This is a genomic window from Rhizobium sp. CAU 1783, from assembly GCF_054551725.1.
The window spans coordinates 106,808-123,881 of sequence record NZ_JBTOLM010000002.1; the positions used below are offsets into that span (position 1 = coordinate 106,808).

Below are 17,074 nucleotides of genomic sequence, written 5' to 3' on the forward strand. Positions count from 1 at the left end.
GTTCTCCGGGCGAATAAAAAAGGCGCGGAATGGCATCCGCGCCTTGATAAAAGGGTGGGGAGCCGCTTACTCGGCGGCTTCGCCCTCGTCCTTCTTCTTGTCGGCGACGATTTCCTTGCCGGTCGCCTGGTCGACGGCCTTCATCGAGAGGCGAACCTTGCCGCGCTCGTCGAAGCCCATCAGCTTGACCCAGACCTTGTCGCCTTCCTTGACGACGTCCGAGGTCTTGGCGACACGCTCGGAAGCGAGCTGCGAGATGTGCACGAGGCCGTCACGCGAACCGAAGAAGTTGACGAAGGCGCCGAAATCGGCGGTCTTCACAACGGTGCCTTCGTAGACGACGCCGACTTCCGGCTCGGCAACGATCGAGTGGATCCACTTGCGGGCCGCTTCGATTTCCTTGCCCGAAGAAGAGGCGATCTTCACGGTGCCATCGTCCTCGATGTTGATCTTGGCGCCGGTCTTCTCGACGATTTCGCGGATGACCTTGCCGCCCGAGCCGATGACTTCGCGGATCTTGTCGACCGGGATGTTCATCACTTCGATGCGCGGAGCGAATTCGCCGAGCTGGCCACGGCTTTCGGTGATGGCATTGGCCATTTCACCGAGGATGTGCTTGCGGCCACCCTGTGCCTGGCCGAGGGCGACCTTCATGATCTCCTCGGTGATACCGGCGATCTTGATGTCCATCTGCAGCGAGGTGATGCCGTCGGCAGTACCGGCAACCTTGAAGTCCATGTCGCCGAGGTGGTCTTCGTCGCCGAGGATATCGGAGAGAACGGCGAAGCGTTCACCTTCGAGGATCAGGCCCATGGCGATACCGGCAACCGGCTTTGCCAACGGAACGCCGGCATCCATCAGCGCGAGCGAGGTGCCGCAGACGGTTGCCATCGAGGACGAGCCATTCGACTCGGTGATCTCGGAGACCACGCGCAGCGTATAGGGGAACTGCTCGGCCGACGGCAGCATCGGACGGATGGCGCGCCATGCGAGCTTGCCATGGCCGATTTCGCGGCGGCCCGGGGAACCCATGCGACCGGTTTCACCGACGGAGTAGGGCGGGAAGTTGTAATGGAGCAGGAAGCGCTCCTTGTACATGCCGGTCAGGCTGTCGACATACTGCTCGTCTTCGCCGGTGCCGAGGGTGGCGACGACGATCGCCTGGGTTTCGCCACGGGTGAACAGCGCCGAACCATGCGTGCGCGGCAGGATGCCGACTTCCGAAACGATCGGACGAACGGTTTCGAGATCGCGGCCGTCGATGCGGCTCTTGGTGTCGAGAATGTTCCAGCGGACGATCTTCGCCTGCAGGTGCTTGAAGACAGCGCCGATTTCCTCGGCCGTGTATTTGGCTTCTTCGCCCTCTGCCGGCGTGAAGTGCGCCTTGACCTTGGCCTTCACGGCATCGACGGCTGCGTAGCGGTCAGCCTTCTGGGTGATCTTGTAGGCGGCGCGCAGTTCACCTTCGGCAATCGAAAGCATTTCGTTTTCGAGGGCCGAATGATCTTCCGGCTCGAATTCGCGCGGTTCCTTGGCAGCGACTTCAGCGAGCTTGATGATCGCGTCGATGACGGGCTGGAAGCCCTTGTGGCCGAACATGACGGCGCCAAGCATGATCTCTTCGTTGAGTTCCTTGGCTTCCGACTCGACCATCAGGACGGCGTCCTGCGTGCCGGCGACGACGAGGTCGAGGCTCGACTCGTCCATCTCGTCGAGATGCGGGTTCAGAACGTATTCGCCGTTGATGTAGCCGACGCGGGCGCCGCCGATCGGGCCCATGAAGGGAACGCCGGAAAGGGTCAGCGCTGCGGAGGTGGCGACCATCGACAGGATGTCCGGGTTGTTTTCCAGGTCATGCTGGATGACGGTGACGACGACCTGCGTGTCGTTCTTGTAGCCTTCCGGGAAGAGCGGGCGGATCGGGCGGTCGATCAGGCGTGAAACCAGGGTTTCGTTTTCCGACGGACGACCTTCGCGCTTGAAATAGCCACCCGGGATCTTGCCGGCGGCATAGGTCTTTTCCTGGTAGTTGACGGTGAGCGGGAAGAAGTCCTGGCCGGGCTTCGGAGCCTTGGCGGAGACGACGGTCGCGAGAACGACGGTTTCGCCGTAGGTGGCGATGACGGCGCCGTCGGCCTGACGGGCGACCTTGCCGGTTTCAAGTTTGAGCGGGCGGCCGGCCCACTCGATTTCCACGCTATGGATATCAAACATGTTTCTTGTCCTTCTGCCGTGGTCGCGGACCCTTGGGCCTGGTCTCTGAGCGAGCCGTGCGCATCCACGGGAATGCTGACGCATCACGGGCAAGACAGCGGGAGGCTTTCGTGGGTCGAGGGCATTCCCGGTCGGAGAATGTCGCTCTATCGGTTGGCCGAGGTCTTCGGCGAAAGCATCCGGCAATCCTGCCCCATGACAGGTCATCGGTTGGTTCTGGCAGCGCCGGCCCATCCGGTCTGCCGTTCATGCGGGTCGCGAGGCGTTCCGGCCTTTCGCGACGGAGTGGAACATCGGTCCCGAAATGAAAACCGGCGGACCGTCGCGAGGATGGTCCGCCGGAAGAGCTTGTTAGCGGCGGATGCCGAGGCTCGTGATGAGCTTCGTGTAACGGCCTTCGTCCTTCTTCTTGAGGTAATCAAGAAGCGAGCGGCGGCTCGAAACCATCGTCAGCAGGCCACGGCGGGAATGGTTATCCTTCTTGTGGTCCTTGAAGTGCTCGGTGAGGTTGTTGATCCGCTCGGTCAGGATCGCAACCTGGACTTCCGGAGAACCGGTGTCGCCTTCGACGGTCGCATATTCCTTGATGAGGGCAGCCTTGCGCTCTGCAGTGATCGACATCGGGAATTCCTTTCTTATGTCAGGAGGATCATGTCGCCATATGCCGGGATGTCGTCCAGCAAAGGCCGTGAAAGCAGGCGGCAAGCCGCCGTGCTGGCGTGCCTATAGCTCATCCCGCCGCGAAATGAAAGCGTTGTTTGTTCGAGGCTCGGTCAGGCAAAAACCCGGCGCGGGCGGAATTCGCCTTCGCCGATCTCGCCGATCGCGACCAGTTTGCCGGTGCAGGTGGCAAAGGCGTCCGCTTCGGCGACGGGCGCATTGCGACCGCGCAGGAGGATAGGGTTGCCCATCCGCAGGCGGTGCGCCTGTTCGTCGGTGACGGCGACATGCGGCAGTCCGGAAAGCGCCTCGCCGGTATCGATCAGAAAGGCATCGAGCGCTGCCAGCCGTTCCTGCCTGTCCTCGATCGCCTCGAGAGCCTTGAGCTCGGCAAGGGGAACCATCGTCTCCTCGGCGAAGGGCGCGACGAAGCTGCGGCGCAGCGAGGAAATATGGCCGAAACAACCGAGCTCGCGCCCGAAGTCGCGCGCCAGCGAGCGGACATAGGTGCCCTTGCCGCATTCGACTTCGAACTCGGCGCGATTGGCGTCCGGGCAGCCGACCAGTGTGAGGCGGAAGATCTCGACCTCGCGTGACGGGATCTCGACCGTCTCGCCGTCGCGCGCCAGATCGTAGGCGCGCTCGCCGGCGATCTTGATGGCGGAGAACTGCGGTGGCACCTGGCTGATCACGCCGGTATAGCGCGGCAGAAGGGCACGGATCTGTTCTTCGGTCGGACGCGCATCGGAGGATTGGGTGACGTCGCCTTCGAGGTCATCGGTCGACCGCTCTTCACCCCATGTGACCGTGAATTCGTAGATCTTGCGGCCGTCCATCACGTAGGGAACCGTCTTGGTCGCATCGCCGAGCGCAATCGGCAGCATGCCGGAGGCGAGCGGGTCGAGCGTACCGGCATGGCCGGCCTTCTGGGCGTCGAACAGCCATTTGATCTTGGAAACGGCCTCCGTCGATCCGAAATCGACCGGCTTGTCGAGGATCAGCCATCCGGAAATCGGGCGGCCCTTGGGTTTGCGTGGTTTGGACATCAAACTCTATTCTTGTTCGTCATCGCTGTGGTCGAGGTCGCGGCTGACTTCCGGGGAGCGCAGCAGTTCGTCGATCTTCTTGTAATTGTCGAAGCTTGTGTCGTCGCGGAACCGCACCTCGGGCATGTACTTCATCTGCCGGAGCTGGGGTCCGAGTCGGCCGCGAATATACTTGGCGTGATGGTTGAGCGCGTCGATGACGGCCTGGTGGTCTGCAACGCCGAGCGGCGTCACATAGGCGGTGGCGATCTTGAGATCGGGCGACATGCGCACTTCCGAGATCGAAATCACCGTCTTTTCGATGAGCGGGTCGCGTACTTCGCCGCGCTGCAGGACCTGTGTGATCGCGGCGCGGACCTGTTCGCCGACGCGCAGCATGCGCTGCGACGGTGCGGAAGATGTTGGTCTGTTCATCGTTTCTGCCTCAAAAGAAGCGAGCGCCGGATTGTCCGGCGCCCGTCCATACTGACAATCGAAGGTCGATCGGCCTTAGAGCGTGCGCGTGACGTGCTCCACGCGGAAGCACTCGATCGTGTCGCCGGCGCGGATGTCTTCGTAGTTCTCGAAGGCCATACCGCATTCCTGACCCATCGGCACTTCCGAGACTTCGTCCTTGAAGCGCTTGAGCGTCTTGAGCTTGCCTTCGTGGATGACGACGTTGTCGCGAACCAGGCGGACGCCTGCACCACGCTCGACCTTGCCTTCGACGACACGGCAGCCGGCGACCTTGCCGACCTTGGTGATGTTGAAGACTTCGAGGATCTCGGCATTGCCGAGGAAGGTTTCGCGGCGCTCCGGCGACAGCAGGCCCGACATGGCCGCCTTCACGTCATCCACCAGATCGTAGATGATGTTGTAGTAGCGGATCTCGATGCCCGAGCGTTCCGAGGCCGTGCGGGCCTGGGCATTTGCGCGGACGTTGAAGCCGATGATCGCGGCATTGGAGGCCTCGGCGAGCGAGATATCCGATTCCGTGATGGCACCGGCGCCCGAATGGACGATGCGGGCCCGAACTTCGTCGGTGCCAAGCTTGTCGAGGGCGGCCACGATCGCTTCGACGGAACCCTGTACGTCGGCCTTGATGACCAGCGGGAATTCCTTGAAGCCGGTGTCCTGCAGCTTGCTCATCATCTGCTCGAGCGAACCACGCTGGCCCGACTGGCGTGCAGCCGCCTTGTCGCGAGCCAGACGCTGGCGATATTCGGAGATTTCGCGGGCGCGGGCTTCGTTCTCGACGACGGCAAACTTGTCGCCGGCTGCCGGTGTCCCGGACAGGCCGAGGATTTCGACCGGCATGGCCGGACCGGCTTCCTTGACGTGAGCACCCTGATCGTTGACCAGTGCGCGAACGCGGCCCCACTGGTCGCCAGCCACGATGATCTGGCCGGGCTTCAGCGTACCCTTCTGGACGAGAACCGTCGCAACCGCACCACGACCACGGTCGAGCTGGGCTTCGATGACGGTGCCTTCGGCGGTCCGCGTCGGGTCGGCCTTCAGATCCAGGATTTCCGCCTGCAGCAGCACGGCTTCGAGCAGCTTGTCGAGATTGATCTTGTTCTTCGCCGAAACCTCGACGTCGAGCACTTCACCGCCCATGGATTCCACGAAGACTTCGTGTTGCAGAAGCTGCTGGCGAACCCTTTCCGGGTTTGCCTCGTGCTTGTCGATCTTGTTGATCGCCACGATGATCGGCACGCCGGCCGCCTTGGCGTGGTTGATCGATTCGATCGTCTGCGGCATCACGCTGTCGTCGGCGGCAACCACGAGGATCGCGATATCCGTCGCCTGGGCGCCACGGGCACGCATCGCGGTAAAGGCGGCGTGGCCGGGGGTGTCGATGAAGGTGATCTTCTGGCCGTTCTGTTCGACCTGATAGGCGCCGATATGCTGGGTGATGCCACCGGCTTCGCCCGAGACGACCGAGGTCTTGCGGATGGCGTCGAGCAGCGAGGTCTTGCCGTGGTCGACGTGACCCATGATGGTCACGACCGGCGGACGCGAGACCAGCTCGCCTTCGTCGTCCTTGACGTTGAAGATGCCTTCTTCGACGTCGGATTCAGAGACGCGCTTCACCGTATGACCGAATTCGGTCGCAATGAGTTCGGCGAGGTCGGCGTCGATGACGTCGCCCGGCTTCATCATCTGACCTTCCTTCATCAGGTACTTGATGACGTCGACGGCGCGTTCGGACATGCGCTGCGACAGTTCCTGAATGGTAATGGTTTCCGGCAGGATCACCTCGCGCATGACCTTTTCGCGCGTCTCCTGCATCTGGCTGCGGCGGAACTTCTCCTGCCGGCGACGCATGGAGGCGAGCGAACGGCCGCGGGCATTGCCCTCTTCGTCGACATTCGCGGTGGTGACTGTCAGCTTGCCGCGACGGCGATCCTCTTCGGCCTTCGGGCGTGCCGGAACCTTGGCGGGTGCCGGAGCAGCGACCTTGCCGCGAACCGGCGCGCCACGCGGAGCTCCGCGTTCTTCCTCTTCATCGTCACTGGCCTTGCGACCGCGTACGAAGCCGGCAGGTGCCGCGGGTTGGGCAGCGGCGGGCGTCGACGGCTTGACTGCCGGACGGGCCTCTGCAGCCGCTGTCTCAGTGGCCTTCGGCTCGACCGCCTGGGCGGCGACGGGCGCTTCTTCGACCGGCTGCGGTTCGGCCGCACGGCGAGCGGCTTCTTCGGCAGCGAGACGCGCGCGTTCTTCGGCTTCCGCCTGGCGGCGGGCTTCGTCGATGGCGCGCTGTTTGGCTTCCTCGACGTCGCGGGCCTGGGCTTCGACCAAGGCACGGCGGCGAGCTTCCATTTCGCCGGCAGACAGGTCGTGGAGCACATTGCCGCGCGGGCGATCCTGGCGAGCAGGCTGCTGAGGCGCCGGGCGCTGTGCCTGCGGAGCGGCGGGCTGGTGTACGCGCTGTGGCTGCTGCGGCGCCGGCGCGACCGGACGGGCCTGGACGGCGGGTGCCGCCGGCGGCTCGGGCGCACGGACCGGCGCTGCCACCGGGGTCACGATCTTTTCGTCCTCGGGACGGGTCGGGCGGCGCTTGCGCGTCTCCACCACAACGGCCTTGGTTCGACCGCGACCCATATCCTGGCGCACGGTACCCTGGGTCACTCCTGACGGCTTCAGGGTGAGGGTTTTCTTGCCCGTAACGCTGAGTGTCTTGTCGTCTTTGTTGTCGGTCATTCCGTTCCGTTCCTTGGACAAGGACGGATGCGGCGCATCAGACCTCGTCGTTCAATTCATCATTCCGATAAAGCGTCCGGCTGATACCGGTAGCCGCGTCATTGCTTCGGCATGTCAGAGACATCCTTTTTCTGGGACAGGCCGCCATTGCGGTACTGTTCGAGCAGGTTTGCGCGCTTCACTACACCCTCACCGGCCTGCCCTGCAAGCGCTGCGGCATGGATAAACGCATTCTGGCCCATCAGTTCGTCCATTTCGGCCCCGGAGAGGAGCCGGTAGGAGGGAATTTCCGCCTCCGTCTCCATTCCGAGGTGCCAGGCCTTGCGGGCCTGGTCTATTTTTCGCACGCCGTCCGCCGCCGCGTCCGTGGCATGGAAGACGGCAACGGCCTCACCGCTGCGTACGGCCGCCTCGACCTTGGCCGACCCGGTGACGAACTGGCCCGCTTTGCGCGCCAGGTTCATCATCCCGGCGAGCTGCTGCGAAAGCAGCCGGTCGACGGTTTCTCCGAGATCGGCACTCGCCTTCACGTCCCGTTTCAGGGCGCGGGCGAAGAGCTTCTTCGCCACCGCCCTGTCGATCGCCGCCCGGCTCGGGCTGACCCAGCAGCCGCGGCCCGGAAGCGCTCGCTTCAGGTCCGGAACGATGGAGCCGTCCGGGCCCGCGACGAAGCGGATCAGCGTTTCGGGATCGCCGCTTTCGCGGGTGACGATGCACATGCGTCCGTTCACTTCGCTCACGTCGAAGTCGTCTTCATCGTGAGCAGTGTCCGGAGCCTGCTCGGTCATCACGCTTCCTGCTCGCCTTCGGCTTCTCCGGCTTCTTCGGCCTCTTCGACAGCCTCGCCGGCGAGATCTTCCTCGGTGATCCAGCCAGCAGCAAGGCGAGCCTGGACGATCATGTTCTCGGCTTCAGCGCGCGACACGTCGAACTTCGAGAACAGGCCTTCGAACTTCTTGGTTTCGCCGTCCTTGCGTTCGGACCAGCCGACGAGATCGTCGGCGGCGCAGCCGGCGAAGTCCTCGACCGTCTTGATGCCGTCTTCGCCCAGCGCGACCATCATCTGCGAGGTCAGGCCGTCGATCTGCCGCAGCTCGTCGGACACGCCGAGTTCGCGGCGCTTGGCGTCCATTTCCGCTTCGATCTTCTCCAGGTACTCGCGGGCGCGGGTCTGGATTTCCTGAGCGGTGTCTTCGTCGAAGCCGTCGATCGAGGCGATTTCGTCGAGGTCGACATAGGCGACTTCCTCGACCTGGGCAAAGCCTTCGGAGGCGAGCACCTGACCGACCATCTCATCGACGTCGAGGGCGTTCATGAAGAGGTTGGTGCGCTCGTTGAATTCCTTCTGGCGGCGCTCGGACTCTTCCTGCTCCGTCATGATGTCGATGTCCCAGCCGGTCAGCTGCGAGGCGAGGCGGACATTCTGGCCGCGACGGCCGATGGCGAGCGACAGCTGTTCGTCCGGAACGACGACTTCGATGCGCTCTGCATCCTCGTCGAGAACGACCTTGGCGACTTCTGCCGGCTGGAGGGCGTTGACGATGAAGGACGCCGGATCGTTCGACCACGGAATGATGTCGATCTTCTCGCCCTGCAGTTCGCCTACGACGGCCTGGACGCGGCTACCACGCATACCGACGCAGGCACCGACCGGATCGATGGAGCTATCGTTCGAGATGACGGCGATCTTGGCGCGCGAACCCGGATCGCGGGCAACCGACTTGATCTGGATGATGCCGTCGTAGATTTCCGGCACTTCCATGGTGAAGAGCTTCACCATGAACTGCGGATGGGTGCGCGACAGGAAGATCTGCGGGCCGCGCTGTTCGCGGCGCACGTCGTAGACATAGGCACGAACGCGGTCGCCGTAGCGGAAGGCTTCGCGCGGGATCATCTCGTCGCGACGGATGATGCCTTCGCCACGGCCGAGGTCGACGATGACGTTGCCGTATTCGACGCGCTTCACGGTGCCGTTGACGATTTCGCCGACGCGGTCCTTGAACTCGTCGAACTGGCGGTCACGCTCGGCCTCGCGCACCTTCTGCACGATGACCTGCTTGGCCGACTGGGCGGCGATACGGCCGAAATCCATCGGCGGCAGCGGATCGGCGATGAAGTCGCCGAGCTTGGCGTCCGGGTTGCGGTCGCGGGCAAGTTCCAGAGCGATCTGGGTCGAATAATCCTCGACCTTCTCGACCACTTCGAGCAGGCGCTGCAGGCGGATTTCGCCGGTCTTCGAGTTGATGTCGGCGCGGATGTTGGTTTCGGAGCCGTAGCGCGAACGGGCGGCTTTCTGGATGGCGTCGGCCATCGCGGCGAGAACGATTTCGCGGTCGATGACCTTCTCACGGGCGACCGCATCCGCGATCTGCAAGAGCTCGAGCCGGTTAGCACTGACTGCCATTGTCTTAAGTCTCCGTCTTCCTGCCGGGGCCGCGGCCCTCGAGGCGGTTAGTCAAACGTTATGCTTCGCTGTCTTCGTCGTTCTGGTTCGCGGCTTCAGCCTTTGCGAGCTTGTCTGCCCGAAGTGCATCGCGAATGAGGTCGTCCGTCAGGATCAGCTTTGCTTCGCTGAGCGTGTTGAACGGGATCTTCACGCGCGGCTCTTCGCCATAGGCGACCTGGTCACGCTCGAGCGTGAAACCGTCCATGTCGACCTCGGTGATCTTGCCGCGGAAACGCTTGCGGTTGTCGACCAGGATCGAGGTTTCGCACTTGACGATGTGGCCCTGCCAGCGCGCGAAATCGGACTTGCGCACCAACGGGCGATCGATGCCCGGCGACGACACTTCGAGGTGATAGGCCTTGTCCACCGGATCTTCGACGTCGAGAACGGGAGAGATCGCCATCGAGACCTCTTCGCAATCCGTGACGGTCATCGTCCCGTCATTGCGCTCGGCCATCACCTGCAGCGTCAGGCCGTTCTGGTTCATCAGCCGAGCACGCACCAGCTTGAAACCCATCCCGACGAGCACAGGCTCGATGATCTCGGCAATGCGCCGGTCAAGGCCGGTCTCTATGATGATACGCGCTTCGCCGGCTTCCGGCGTCGGCATGCTGTCAGTCAATCGTAATACTCCCGGATGGATCCGATCGCCAACAAAAAAGAGCGGGTCCTTGCGGCCCCACCCTTCATCTGTCGATCAAGAATTTGGACGCTGTATACGCTTGTTTCGACGCAATTGCAAGCTTTTCGACGGGGACTGCTTTTGGCTCTCGGAGGCCGGGTCGTTCTCGTCCGCGGAAATTCGGAGGGTGGCATTGCCGCGCATTCGGTTCCATATAGGACGGCAATGAAAAGGGATGTCGAGATGCCCGCCCGCAAGTCCTTCCTGTCGCCGCTCCGGCACCCGGTTTATCGCAGCATATGGAGCGCCAGCATCGCCTCGAACCTGGGCGGGTTGATCCAGGGCGTCGGTGCCGCATGGATGATGGCCTCGATCTCGCAGTCGGAAAACATGGTCGCCCTTGTCCAGGCCTCGACCACGCTCCCGCTGATGCTCTTCTCCCTGGTTTCTGGCGCGATTGCCGACAACTATGATCGACGCCGCGTGATGTTGATCGCGCAGATCTTCATGTTCGCTACATCCGTCCTGCTGACGGCCTGCGCCTATTTCGGCCTCGTCACGCCTTGGCTGCTGTTGTTCTTCACGTTTCTGATCGGCAGTGGAACGGCGCTGAACAACCCCTCCTGGCAGGCTTCAGTCGGGGACATGGTGCCGCGCGAGGATCTGCCGGGTGCGGTGTCGCTCAACAGCGTCGGTTTCAACATCACCCGCAGCGTCGGCCCGGCGATCGGCGGCATGATCGTCGCCGCAGCGGGTGCCGCGGCTGCCTTTGCCGCGAATGCGGTCAGCTATTTCGCCCTCGTCTCGGCTCTCTACCGCTGGCAGCCGGATATTCCCGAGCGCACGCTTCCGCGCGAGGCGCTGGGCCAGGCGATCTCGGCCGGGCTGCGTTATGTCGCAATGTCGCCGAACCTTGGAAAGGTCCTGTTTCGCGGTTTCGTCTTCGGTCTGACGGCGAGTGCCGTCCTGGCGCTGCTGCCTGTCGTCGCTCGTGATCTGGTCGGCGGCGGAGCGCTCACCTACGGCGTCATGCTCGGCGCTTTCGGCGCGGGCGCTATCGCGGGAGCGCTTGCCAATTCGCGGCTGCGCGAAAACCTGACGAGCGAGGACATCGTGCGCTGCGCCTTTGCCGGCTTTGCCCTGAGCGCCGCCGTCATCGGCGTGAGCACCCATGCCGCCCTGACATGCCTCGCCCTTCTCCTTGCCGGTGCCTGCTGGGTACTGGCACTCTCGCTGTTCAACACCGTCGTCCAGCTTTCCACGCCGCGCTGGGTCGTCGGCCGTGCCCTGTCGCTCTACCAGACCGCGACCTTCGGCGGCATGGCGGCAGGCAGCTGGATCTGGGGCGTTATGGCCGAGAGCCAGGGGGTGACCGACGCTTTCTTCGCCTCCAGCCTGATGATGGTGGTCGGCGTGGCGATCGGCCTTTGGCTGCCGATGCCGGCCTTCGCCTCGCTCGATCTCGATCCGCTCAATCGCTTCAACGAGCCGCCGCTGAGGCTGGACATCCGCCCGCGCAGTGGCCCGATCGTCATCCAGATCGACTACGAGATCGCCGACGAGGACCTGCCGGAATTCCTGCGCGTGATGGTCGAGCGCCGCCGCATCCGCATCCGTGACGGCGCGAGGAACTGGGCGCTGATGCGGGATCTCGAGAATCCGGACATCTGGACGGAAACCTATCACACCCCGACCTGGGTCGAATATGTGCGACACAACCAGCGGCGCACCAAGGCCGATGCCGACACAACGGACCGACTGCTGGCGCTTCACAAGGGAGCTTCAACGCCCCGCGTCCACCGCATGATCGAGCGGCAGGCCATACCGCCGGCCGACGACGTCTTTCACAAGACGCATATCGACCCGCATTGAGGCTGATTTCTAGCGCAGCTTGCCCTTCAGCGAAGCGTCTGGAAAGCAGGTCGGCGCAAGCCCGTTTTTCGCCTGCCAGTCTCCGAGCGCCCGTCGGGTCTTGAAGCCCGGCAGCCCGTCGACATTCCCGACGTCATAGCCCTTTGCGACGAGGGCCTTCTGCATCGCCAGAACGTCCGAGCGCAGCATCTTGCCGACGTCGCCGAACGGGGCCTTGAAGGCACCGCCGCCATAGGCGATGCGGTCGGCCAGGTTGCCGATGAAAAGTGCGTAGAGGTCCGAGTTGTTATATTCTTTCAGCACGTAGAAATTCGGGCTGACAAGGAATTCGGGACCATGCGTTCCGGCAGGCACCAGCATCATGGTCGAGGCGGAGAGTTCCTTGGACGGGAAGGCCTTTCCCGAGATGCGGGTAATGCCCTGAGCCGCCCAGTCGGAGAGTGGTTTTGCCCGGTCGGGGCCTTCCTGTGCGCAGGAAACGCCGTCGGGGATCGCCACCTCGAAGCCCCATCCGCGCCCCGCCTGCCAGCCGCTCTTCTTCAGATAGTTGGCTATGGAAGCCAGACTGTCCGGTACGGAGTTCCAGATGTCGCGATGGCCGTCGCCATCGAAGTCAACCGCATATTTGAGATAGCTCGTCGGCATGAACTGCGGCTGTCCGAGAGCCCCGGCCCACGAACCCTTCATCTCGGTCGCACCGATGTCGCCGCCCTCGATGATGTGGAGCGCCGAGATCAGTTCGCGTCGGAAAAGATCCTTTCGCGTCGACATGAAGGCCTTGGTGGCGAGGACCTCGACTGCGGAATAGGGGAGCTTCGCTCCACCGAAACCGGATTCACGGCCCCATATGGCCACGATGATCGAGCCCGGAACACCATAGGCGGCCTCGATCTTGCGCAGCGTGGAGGCATGGCGGTCGGCCAGACCGCGGCCCGTGCCGGCGAGACCCTGAAGGCGCTTTTCCGAAAAATAGCTGCCGGGCGAGGAAAACTCGGCCTGGCTCTGCTTCTGGTCCTTCGGTGGCGCGCTGCCCGGCGGCACGAGGTCGGGAAGGTCCCAGTTGAGCTTGAGGCCCGCCATCGCCTTGTCGAAGGCTCCGCGCGAAATCCCGGCACCTTGCGCTTCGGGCCAGAGATCGTTCGCGAGCCATGTGCGGAAGAGCTTCTCCACCTCCGCTTTCGACGGTGCCGCGTGAGCGGCTGGCACGGCAAAGGCAAGCGCAAGCGTCATTATGGCCAGGCGGGTGAGACGGAATATACCCCGCTTGGCGCCGCCGTGAATCTCACGCTCGACGGGAGAGATCAGCCGGAGGGCCGTCTTTCCAGATTGCACCGGCGTCGGAGATTGCCGGGGGCGATCCGCACGTCGATCTCCCCCATTGAGGGGGAGATGCCCGGCAGGGCAGAGGGGGGTGCTTTCGCCCATCAACGGTTCTCCTTGAAAGATCAGATTGCCGTTCTCGCCCTGAGCGCGGCCGAAAGCGTGCCTTCGTCGAGATAGTCGAGCTCGCCACCGACCGGCACGCCATGCGCAAGCCGCGTGATCTTCACGTCGAGGCCGGCCAGATGGTCGGTTATATAGTGTGCTGTGGTTTGACCCTCGACGGTGGCATTGACCGCGATGATGATCTCGCGGATGCCGCCCTTTGCCACCCTGTCGATAAGGCCCTTGATGTTGAGGTCGTCCGGGCCGACCCCGTCGAGTGGCGACAGCGTGCCACCCAGAACATGATAGGCCGCATTCATCGCGCCGGCGCGTTCGAGCGCCCAGAGATCGGAAACGTCCTCGACGACGATGATCACCGACTGGTCGCGGCGGTCGTCGGTGCAGACGGTGCAGGGATCGACGGTGTCGACATTGCCGCAATGCGAACAGACCTTGACCTTGTCGAAGGCGTCGCCCATCGCGTGGGCAAGCGGCCCCATCAGCTGATCCTTCTTCTTAATCAGGTGCAGCGCGGCGCGGCGCGCCGAACGCGGGCCTAGCCCCGGGACCTTCGCCAGGAGTTGGATCAGTTTCTCGATTTCGGGGCCGGTGACTCGCTTTGCCATTGGCCGCTTCTATCCCATATCCTTGCGAAACGGAATCGTCCAAAGGAGCACGACCGGATGAAAATCCTCGCGGTCTGCCTGGGAAGCGCCGAGACGCTTCCCGGCAAGAAGTACAAGACCGGCATCAACAAGCTGCCGGTCTCAGGCCCGGTGATGGTCGATTCCGAAGGCTTCGTCGGCGACCGGATCTGCAATCGCAAGCACCATGGCGGTGTCGACCAGGCCGTTTATCTGGAGGGCTCGCTGACCCTCGACTGGTGGTCCAATGAGTTGGGAAGACAGCTGGCGCCGGGCGAGTTCGGCGAAAATCTTATCGTCGAAGGCCTCGACAACCGGGATGTCACGGCCGGTGACCGATTCCTGATCGGCGATGTCCTGCTGGAGGTGACGTCCGCGCGCATTCCCTGCGCGACCTTCGCTGCGAAGATGCAGGATCCCCGGTTCGTCCGCCGCTACACCGAGGCGGCGCGCCCCGGTGCCTATGCGCGCGTGCTGGCCGGAGGTCTGATCGAGAGGGGCATGGCCGTAGCGATGTCGCCCTATGCAGGCGATCGGATCATGCTGCCGGAGATGATGGAGACGTTCGGCCGGCGTCTCGAGGGTGAGGATAGGGATCGATATCTTGCAGCGCCCGTGCATTACAGGCTGAAGGCATTCCTCACCGCATAAGTGCCACGGCCGCCCGAAGGCGGCCATGATATCGGATGGACGTGTTCGAAGTCGGTCAGAACGGCAGCTTCATGCCGGGCGGGATCGGCAGGCCGGCCGTCATTTCCTTGGTCTTCTCGGCCATGACGCTCTCCGCCTTGTCCTTGGCGTCCTTGTGCGCGGCGACGATCAGATCCTCAAGGATTTCGACTTCCTCTTCCTTGAACAGTGAGGGGTCGATCTTGATGCCTTTCAGCTCGCCCTTGCCGGTCATCGTGACCGAGACGAGCCCGCCGCCGGACTTGCCCTCGACTTCGAGTGCGGCGATCTCCGCCTGCATCTTCTCCATCTTGGCCTGCATTTCCTTGACCTTGCCCATCATGCCCATGATGTCGCGCATCGTCGGTATCTCCTTGAAGTCTAAACTCGGATCGGTCTTACGTCAGAATTCGATGTCGTCGCCGGGCAGGATGTCGCCTTCGGCCGATTCCGCCGCTGCCGGCAGGCTTGGTGTTTCTTCCTCGACGGCGGCTGCACGAATGCGGACGTCGGTGATCTTCGCGCCCGGGAAGCGGGCGAGGATCGCGACGACGTCGGGATCCTGCCGGGCGTCCATGAGGCGCGCCTCCCGCATCGAGGCATCCGCCTCGACCAGCGTCGGCTGGCCCTGTTCGCGGCTGAGGATCACCATCCAGCGGATTTCGGTCCATTCCTCCAGGCGCTTCTGCAGGTCGCTGACCAGCGACTTCGGAGCCTCCGGCGGAAGGTTGATTTCGAGCCGGCCGGGCTCGATACCCACCAGCCGCACGAAGTTGCGCAGCAATGCCCGAAGTTTCGGGTCTCGATTCTTGGTGCAGAGTTCGGCCAGTTCTTCGAGCGAGTTGATCTGGACCTTCGGCTGCGGTTGGGCCTCGGCCGGCCTTGCCTCGGCGCGGCCCAGTGCCATCGGTGCCCCTTCAGGCTGCGGCACGCTGTGCAGTCGGGCGGCCGGCTGTGGGCTGGACGGTCTCGGCGCGGCTTCGAATGCCTGCTGCGAGACCGCGGCCGTGCGGTAGGAGGCCGAGGCGCCGCCGCCATTGCCGCCCCGCGGCGCGCCGCCCGGCTGTGTTGTGTCGGTTCCGTCGGAGAGTTCAAGCAGCCGGCGTGCGGCATCTTCCGGCGACGGCAGGTGCGCCGCATGTGAAAGCCGGATGATCACCATCTCTGCCGCTCCGGCCGGCCGCGAGGAGTTCTCTGCTTCCGGAATTCCCTTGAGCAGCATCTGCCAGATGCGCGAGAGCGTCGAGACGGAAACGCTGTCGGCAAGCTCCGCACCCCTGACGCGCTCGACTTCGCTGAGCGAGGGGTCCTGTGCGGCAGAGGGGATGTATTTGAGGCGCGTCACCAGATGGGTGAAATCGGCGAGATCCGTCAGGACAACCGTCGGATTGGCGCCCGCCTCGTACTGGCTGCCGAACTCGGCAAGGGCGGCCGAAACGTCACCGCGCACGACATGGTCGAAGAGGTCGACGATGCGCGCCCGGTCGGCAAGACCAAGCATGCCGCGCACGGCCTCGGCCCGCACGGTACCGCCTCCGTGGGCAATCGCCTGGTCGAGCAGCGACAGGCCGTCGCGTGCCGAGCCTTCCGCCGCCCGCGCGATCATCGCGAGCGCTTCTTCTTCGGCCTCGATGCCTTCCTTGGCGGCGATCGTCGAGAAAAGCCCGACGAGATCGCCGGCGCTGATGCGGCGCAGGTCAAAGCGCTGGCAGCGCGACAGGACCGTGATCGGAACCTTGCGGATTTCCGTCGTCGCGAAGATGAACTTCACATGCTCCGGCGGCTCTTCGAGCGTCTTCAGCAGGCCGTTGAAGGCCTGCGTCGAGAGCATGTGCACTTCGTCGATGATGTAGACCTTGTAGCGCGCCGATACAGGCCGGTAGCGGACCTGCTCGATGATTTCGCGAATGTCGTCGATGCCGGTGTGCGAGGCGGCGTCCATCTCGATCACGTCGACATGGCGGCCTTCCATGATGGCCTGGCAGTGATCGCCGGGCACGCGCAGGTCGATCGTCGGCTTGTCGATATCGGCCGTCTTATAGTTGAGCGCGCGCGCCAGGATGCGGGCGGTCGTCGTCTTGCCGACACCGCGTACGCCGGTCAGCATGTAGGCCTGCGCGATGCGACCGGTTTCGAAGGCGTTGGTGAGGGTTCTCACCATCGGCTCCTGGCCGACCATCAGGTCCGTGAAATCCTTGGGGCGATACTTGCGGGCGAGAACCCGGTAGCCGGTCGTGCCACCCTCGGGAGTCGATGCTTTCGGCTCGAAATCGCTCATCGCCCCTGCCAGCGT

General features: G+C 63.6%; 14 protein-coding genes. 2 read left to right on the forward strand and 12 right to left on the reverse strand.

The genetic code is table 11. The features are described 5' to 3' along the window. Positions 1–66: 66 nt before the first annotated feature. From pnp to rimP, 8 genes are all read right to left on the reverse strand, one after another. Positions 67–2,214, reverse strand: coding sequence for a polyribonucleotide nucleotidyltransferase (gene pnp / locus ACX93L_RS07250; RefSeq protein ID WP_459404237.1), 2,148 nt, complete (start codon positions 2,212–2,214; stop codon positions 67–69). Between the two features lie 351 nt (positions 2,215–2,565). Continuing rightward, a complete protein-coding gene (rpsO, locus tag ACX93L_RS07255) occupies positions 2,566–2,835 on the reverse strand; it encodes a 30S ribosomal protein S15 (protein WP_015338271.1) in 270 nt (89 codons plus the stop codon). A 152-nt stretch (positions 2,836–2,987) separates the two neighbouring features. Continuing rightward, positions 2,988–3,920, reverse strand: coding sequence for a tRNA pseudouridine(55) synthase TruB (truB, locus tag ACX93L_RS07260; RefSeq protein ID WP_459404238.1), 933 nt, complete (start codon positions 3,918–3,920; stop codon positions 2,988–2,990). A 6-nt stretch (positions 3,921–3,926) separates the two neighbouring features. Further along, positions 3,927–4,334: a 30S ribosome-binding factor RbfA gene (gene rbfA / locus ACX93L_RS07265; RefSeq protein WP_169592356.1), complete on the reverse strand. Its 408-nt coding sequence runs from the start codon at positions 4,332–4,334 to the stop codon at positions 3,927–3,929. Positions 4,335–4,409: 75 nt separating this feature from the next. Next, entirely contained in the window at positions 4,410–7,103 is a 2,694-nt protein-coding gene (gene infB / locus ACX93L_RS07270; RefSeq protein WP_459404239.1) for a translation initiation factor IF-2, read from the reverse strand. A gap of 98 nt (positions 7,104–7,201) precedes the next feature. Beyond that, positions 7,202–7,891, reverse strand: a complete 690-nt coding sequence (locus tag ACX93L_RS07275; RefSeq protein ID WP_459404240.1) for an RNA-binding protein — start codon at positions 7,889–7,891, stop codon at positions 7,202–7,204. Continuing rightward, a complete protein-coding gene (gene nusA, locus ACX93L_RS07280; RefSeq protein ID WP_459404241.1) occupies positions 7,891–9,507 on the reverse strand; it encodes a transcription termination factor NusA in 1,617 nt (538 codons plus the stop codon). The genes ACX93L_RS07275 and nusA overlap by 1 nt, the downstream gene beginning before the upstream one ends. A 58-nt stretch (positions 9,508–9,565) precedes the next feature. Further along, on the reverse strand, positions 9,566–10,159 hold the full coding sequence (gene rimP / locus ACX93L_RS07285; protein ID WP_459405345.1) for a ribosome maturation factor RimP: 594 nt from the start codon (positions 10,157–10,159) through the stop codon (positions 9,566–9,568). 255 nt (positions 10,160–10,414) lie between these two features. Here rimP and ACX93L_RS07290 point away from each other — a divergent pair, with 255 nt between their 5' ends. Then, entirely contained in the window at positions 10,415–12,043 is a 1,629-nt protein-coding gene (locus ACX93L_RS07290) for an MFS transporter (protein ID WP_459404242.1), read from the forward strand. A gap of 9 nt (positions 12,044–12,052) precedes the next feature. On the opposite strand, the gene ACX93L_RS07295 is transcribed toward ACX93L_RS07290, so the two are convergent. Together ACX93L_RS07295 and recR are read right to left on the reverse strand one after the other, a co-directional pair. After that, entirely contained in the window at positions 12,053–13,273 is a 1,221-nt protein-coding gene (locus tag ACX93L_RS07295; protein ID WP_459405346.1) for a lytic murein transglycosylase, read from the reverse strand. Positions 13,274–13,488: 215 nt separating this feature from the next. After that, complete coding sequence (recR, locus tag ACX93L_RS07300; protein WP_169592333.1) at positions 13,489–14,094, reverse strand: recombination mediator RecR; 606 nt, start codon at positions 14,092–14,094, stop codon at positions 13,489–13,491. A 57-nt stretch (positions 14,095–14,151) separates the two neighbouring features. On the opposite strand from recR, the gene ACX93L_RS07305 reads away from it, so the two are divergent. Further along, positions 14,152–14,763 carry an MOSC domain-containing protein gene (locus ACX93L_RS07305; RefSeq protein ID WP_459404243.1) on the forward strand — a complete coding sequence of 204 codons (612 nt, stop codon included), beginning with the start codon at positions 14,152–14,154 and terminating at the stop codon, positions 14,761–14,763. Positions 14,764–14,818: 55 nt separating this feature from the next. On the opposite strand, the gene ACX93L_RS07310 is transcribed toward ACX93L_RS07305, so the two are convergent. Next, entirely contained in the window at positions 14,819–15,142 is a 324-nt protein-coding gene (locus ACX93L_RS07310; protein ID WP_169592326.1) for a YbaB/EbfC family nucleoid-associated protein, read from the reverse strand. 42 nt (positions 15,143–15,184) lie between these two features. Further along, positions 15,185–17,059, reverse strand: coding sequence for a DNA polymerase III subunit gamma/tau (locus tag ACX93L_RS07315; protein ID WP_459404244.1), 1,875 nt, complete (start codon positions 17,057–17,059; stop codon positions 15,185–15,187). Between the last annotated feature and the right edge of the window lie 15 nt (positions 17,060–17,074).